Source organism: uncultured Campylobacter sp. (assembly GCF_938030685.1).
Lineage (GTDB): Bacteria > Campylobacterota > Campylobacteria > Campylobacterales > Campylobacteraceae > Campylobacter_B.
Genome location: NZ_CALHHX010000046.1, coordinates 1 through 5017 on the forward strand (window position 1 = coordinate 1; position 5017 = coordinate 5017).

At 46.0% G+C, this 5017-nt stretch carries 5 protein-coding genes; 2 read left to right on the forward strand and 3 right to left on the reverse strand.

The window, feature by feature from the left end:
* Nucleotides 1-608 precede the first annotated feature (608 nt).
* Together Q0369_RS02165 and Q0369_RS02170 are read left to right on the forward strand one after the other, a co-directional pair.
* Nucleotides 609-1634, forward strand: a complete 1026-nt coding sequence (locus Q0369_RS02165; protein ID WP_298095376.1) for a hypothetical protein — start codon at nt 609-611, stop codon at nt 1632-1634.
* Nucleotides 1635-1645: 11 nt separating this feature from the next.
* The gene (locus tag Q0369_RS02170; protein WP_298095379.1) at nt 1646-2359 is read left to right on the forward strand and encodes a hypothetical protein; all 714 of its coding nucleotides are present in this window, start codon (nt 1646-1648) and stop codon (nt 2357-2359) included.
* 36 nt (nt 2360-2395) lie between these two features.
* Here Q0369_RS02170 and Q0369_RS02175 read toward each other — a convergent pair whose 3' ends face one another.
* From Q0369_RS02175 to Q0369_RS02185, 3 genes are all read right to left on the reverse strand, one after another.
* Nucleotides 2396-2788 (reverse strand): VOC family protein, encoded by a 393-nt coding sequence (locus Q0369_RS02175; protein WP_298095382.1) that lies wholly within the window; start codon nt 2786-2788, stop codon nt 2396-2398.
* A 234-nt stretch (nt 2789-3022) separates the two neighbouring features.
* Complete coding sequence (locus tag Q0369_RS02180) at nt 3023-4285, reverse strand: glucose-6-phosphate isomerase (RefSeq protein WP_298095385.1); 1263 nt, start codon at nt 4283-4285, stop codon at nt 3023-3025.
* Nucleotides 4272-5017, reverse strand: a 746-nt coding sequence (locus tag Q0369_RS02185) for a sugar phosphate nucleotidyltransferase (RefSeq protein ID WP_298095388.1), incomplete at its 5' end; no start/stop codon positions are given. The genes Q0369_RS02180 and Q0369_RS02185, both read right to left, overlap by 14 nt.

Genomic DNA, 5017 nt, shown 5'->3' on the forward strand with positions numbered 1-5017 from the left:
ATCATAACTCAAAAGGCGGCTACGGCGGCGGTATCGCAGGCTACGAGACTATCCCCAACGGCACGAGGCTTTATGAGCCCGGCAGAAGCTTTTGGGCGAAATTTAAAGTGCATTTTTAAGGCCTAGATCGTCCGGATTTGGCGCGTTTTAGATTTTGTATCGGATTGGGCGACACCCCATTTCGGCGCACTGCGCAAGAACTGTGCGAGCTTGCAAACAGACGCTAAAGTATAGATAAAATTTGCAAGTGCCTTGAGCGGCCGAGCTCGCGCTAAATTTGTACGGCTAGGCGCGGCTTTTGTCGTCCGAGCCTTTTTTCCGCACGGCGTCGAAGCCTCGGTGCGGCCCGCGGCGGATATGATACTTATTCGGGCGTGATCTCACGCGACAAGCGCCGGCACAGAAGGCGGTTGTGCGATTTGAGATGAAATTTGGCCCGCAGATCAGCTTAAAGCTTTGTACAAAAAGGCGGTTTCGCGGCGCCTGATCCGTCGGCATCGTTTCGGTTCGTCGGGCTTGCCTGCGCACAGCGGGCGAGCGGTAAAATTTAATGAGCTTTAAGTGGCGGCGCTATAAAATGGCGCGTCCATCAAATTTAAAGGCGGCAAATGGATCAAAGCAGGCTTGAGGAATTAAAAAGGCCACTACAAAAGCGACATCAAGAGCCGAAGCGGGGCTTGGAACAAAATTCTAACGGCGAAAATTTTAAAGCCCCGAATTCTGAAATCCAGAATTCTGAAGCCTCTAATTTTGAAGTTTCAAATTTCGAAGCTTCAAATTCTGAAACCAAAAATTCCGATCCTGGCGCTTTAAATTCAGAAGCCGAAGCGGATCAGAATTCCGCCTGTATAAACAACACAGAACCACAAAATTTTATCTTGGATGGTAGCGGCGCCTTACCGCAGAATTCTAAAGCGAGGGATTACGACAAAGAGCCAATAATAGTAAAAAATTATGAGAGGCTGCTAATATCTACAATTACATTTTTATACGTGCCTATGATTTTAGGCGGATATATTCTAAGCATATGGGATTTAATTTTTTCAAAATACCATATATCGATGATGGAAATAGGCTCTAGTATTACATTCGGAATTTTTATAGCGATAGTATTGAAACTTATTTATAGTAGCTGCGTAAGCAATAATAATCGAAAAATCTACTTTATGAATAACTCTATAGATTTCTATAACAACGGCGAGCTCGAGAGAAGGATAAATAACTTTCATTTAAATTATGTGGTAGGCAGACCATTTTGGGGATATTGCAACGATGATAAAGTTCGCCGCCTCATTTATAATATTATTATAATTTTTTCTATTGCAGCATTATCATTTCTGTCATCGCAAATTTTATTATTCTTCATTTTTTCAATACTTTCTGCAATCTTTTTGAAAATATTTTTTCACTTTTTAATCGTAGGCAATTTTAAGAATTTTTCATTCTTTTCTGCGATCGTAGTGGATTATCCGTACTATGAGCAGAAAAATACTTATTATTTAAGCTCTATTTTATCGGCAAAAAATTATTTAGTTTGCGTATATGATGCGGAAAGGCTAAACGAGATAAAAGAATGGTTTTTAATTAGAAAACATATCGATATTGATAAAATAGAAAAATATTATCTTAGCTAAAGCGAGCGGTTATGGATACAAGAAACAAAGAGGTTGAGTTTAGAGATTACGACAAAAATCCGATAATAATAAAAGACTATGCTTTTTACGATTATATGAAATATTCCACGATTGCTACGCTTATAGGATGCTTATTCTTCATCTCGGTCGTTACCGTAGTAAACCCTATTGAGCCCAAAAATTTTAGATTACTCCCTTTCGCTTTGGTAATGTTTTTTACCAGGCGAAAGCAACAAAAGGGCGTCTATTTCGTATTTAACGATTCGGATATTAAATATTACAAAGAAGATAAAGCTTATAAATCTTTGAAGCTTGAACAAATCGGCGCCGTTGCGATTAGTTTTGATCCGCGCTGGGACCGGCAGCAGAGGATAAGCATACCCGAAATGCTGTTTTTGTCGCTTTGGCCTTTGGGCGCATACGTTATGCGCGGAATGCATGCGATGATCGCGCTAATTTCGATGATAGCAATTAGCCTATTCGGAGCGGGTATATTGATGCATCTTAAAAATGGCAGTTTCAGATGCTTAGGCATCTATGACCGGCTTGTGATATACGGCGAAACGGGCGATCTTAGAATTATAAATGTTTTGATTTATAGCGAAAAAGAGTATCTGGAATTAAAAGAGTATTTTATGCGCAAAACGCATATAGATTTAGATACCGTCCCGCGCACCTTGTCGGTATTTAGTAAAAAGGTAAAATTTAGAAAATTTAAATTCTAACGCTCCGCTTGAAATTTTGCCTTTAAAATTTACGCGCTAATCATCGCCGCTTTCATATGCGCCGAGTTCTACGAGATTGCCGTCAGGATCGCGCAGATAGATACTTTGCATAGCGCCGCGCGCGCCGGTGCGAGGCACGATGCCAAGCTCTATTTGCACCCCTTTGCTTTCAAGCTCCGTTTTGAGCTGCTGCGCGCTTTGCCCTTCGCAGATGAGGCAAAAGTCCGCCGAGCCTGCGCTAGGACGCGCCGCGAACGGCGCAAACTCGCCCGCGCGGGTGTGGATATTGATCTTTGAAGAGCCGAAACGCAGGCTGTGTTTGCCACCCTCGCAAACGTGCTCTAAGCCCAAAATCCCTTCGTAAAATTCCACGCATTTTTGCAGATCCTCCGTAACTAGGACGAAGTGATCGATCTTCGTGATTTTCATTTCATCTCCCTGTGCGCTTGCAAGTCGCAAAATTTTTACGCCTCGCGGTGCAATCTTGGAATTCTGCCGTGAAATTTTGCGACAAAATTCCAAATGCTCATAGCGCGAAATCAAAATTTCGCGACGTAAATTTTAAAATTATAAAATTTAGCCTAAGCAAAATGGGGCGCGAGCAAAATTTGACTTTAGTAAAATTTGACCCGACGAAATTTCGTCTAGCGAGCGCCGCAAATTCTAATCTCGCGATTTCAAAACTAGCGATTTTAAAATTCTCTTACCTACCTCGACGCCCGGCTGATCGTAAGTGCTGACGCCCAGTATCGCTCCAGTAGCGCTGGTTAGCAGCTCAAAGTAGTAAAATAGCTCGCCCACGCTCTGTTCGCAAAGCTGCAAAACCTCGATTAGATCGACGCTGATACCCTCGTTTAGCACGGCTTGCAGCGTAGCATCGCACTGAAGATTTAGCACCTCATCCAGTCGCATGCCGTTTACGAAGTCACAGCCCTCAAGACCTTGCAGACTGATACCAGGCACCGCGTCCGTAGTGCCGTTGTCCGTGAGCTTTAAGAAAGTCACGGTCTTATCCTTTACGCCGTCCATTATGAGCTGAAGGAAGCTGTGCTGATCGCGCGAACCTACAAGCCCTACAGGAGTAAGTCCCTCGCGGCTAAAGCCAATCTTTTTACCTAGGCTTTCCGCCCAGAGCTGCACATACCACTCACCCAATGCGCGCAGCGCGTCGCCATAGCTAAAAAGGATGTTGATTTTCGCACTTTTATGCGTGGCGTAGTGATGAGCTTTTCGTAGAATTTTATTCTCCGCGATTTTAGCGGGATCGCCTGCTAAAATTTCATCCAGATACCGCTCTTTTGCGACGGCAGCCCCGCGCAGCATCGCGCTTGCATCAAGACCTAACCCAACTGCGGGCACTAGCCCTACCGCACTTAACACGCTAAAACGGCCGCCTACGTTAGCGGGCATATTTATCACGCAGGCGCCGTGCTCACGCGCGAAGATATCAAGCGGCGAGCCCGCATCGGTGATAAAGATGAAATTTTTTGCTAGCGTCTTTAAATCTGAAATTCCGAAACGCTGCAAAACGACCTTAAAAAGCGAGATCGTCTCGATCGTACCGCCCGATTTGGAGGATATTATGAAGATCGTGCGAGCAAAATTTAACCCTTCAAGCGCGCGGTTTACACTGTGTCCGTCGAGATTATCCAAAATTTTAAAGCGTAAATTCTTTCTTACGCGCGGACGCAGCATCTCATAAAGCGCCCGCACGCCCACGCTGGAGCCGCCGATGCCTATAAGCACGATCTCGTCGTAGCTTCGTGCGCTAAAAAATTCCTGCGCCCGCGCTATTTCGTCTGCGCCTTGCTGCGGCAGGCGGTAGTAGCCTATCTCGCCGCTTTCGTATTCGGCGCGGATCTTTGCCGCTACCTCTTCTAGCGCGCCCTCTTTTGCCGGTGGGAAAAACAGCTCATTTTTTACCATCGCCGAATTCTCGCTCGTAGAAATATTTGATCGCCTCCACGTAGCCTTTTACTGAGCCGCAGTCGAAGCGAGTGCCTTTAAATTTATACGCGATCACCACGCCGTTTTGAGCCTGCTTTAAAAGCGCGTCGGTAATCTGCACCTCGCCGTTTTTACCTGGCGCCGTCTGCTCGATGAGATCGAAAATATTAGGCGTTAGGATGTAGCGCCCGATGATGGCTAAGCTCGACGGAGCCTCGCCAGGCTCAGGTTTTTCGATCATATCCGAGACCATTATCAGATCGTCGCTGATGCTCTTTCCGGCGATGATGCCGTATTTGTTTACGTCTTGCGGCGGCACCTCCATCACCGCAACGACGCTGCAGCGGTATTTTTCGTAAATTTTAACCATCTGCGCAAGCACGCCCTCGCCGTTTTCGTTCACGCACAGATCGTCTGCGAGCACCACGCCGAAAGGTTCGTCGCGGATTAAAATTTTACCCGTATAAATTGCGTTGCCGAGCCCCTTCATCTGCTCTTGGCGCGTAAAAGAGAAGGTGCAGCGCTTCATAAGTGCTCTGATTTCGTCGAGCAGATATTCTTTGCTGCTGCCTGAAATTTGATCCTCCAGCTCGTAGCTGCGGTCGAAATAATCCTCCAGAGCGCGCTTGCCGCGACCCGTGACGAACGCCATATTGTCCATGCCCGCCTCCAGCGCCTCGTCCACGCCGTAGTGAATGAGCGGCTTGGTAA

Excerpts from the sequence above, each read along its gene's own strand:
- Q0369_RS02165 (WP_298095376.1), top strand. The coding sequence starts at position 609 with ATGGATCAAAGCAGGCTTGAGGAATTAAAAAGGCCACTACAAAAGCGA.
- Q0369_RS02170 (WP_298095379.1), top strand. The coding sequence starts at position 1,646 with ATGGATACAAGAAACAAAGAGGTTGAGTTTAGAGATTACGACAAAAAT.
- Q0369_RS02175 (WP_298095382.1), bottom strand. The coding sequence starts at position 2,788 with ATGAAAATCACGAAGATCGATCACTTCGTCCTAGTTACGGAGGATCTG.
- Q0369_RS02180 (WP_298095385.1), bottom strand. The coding sequence starts at position 4,285 with ATGGTAAAAAATGAGCTGTTTTTCCCACCGGCAAAAGAGGGCGCGCTA.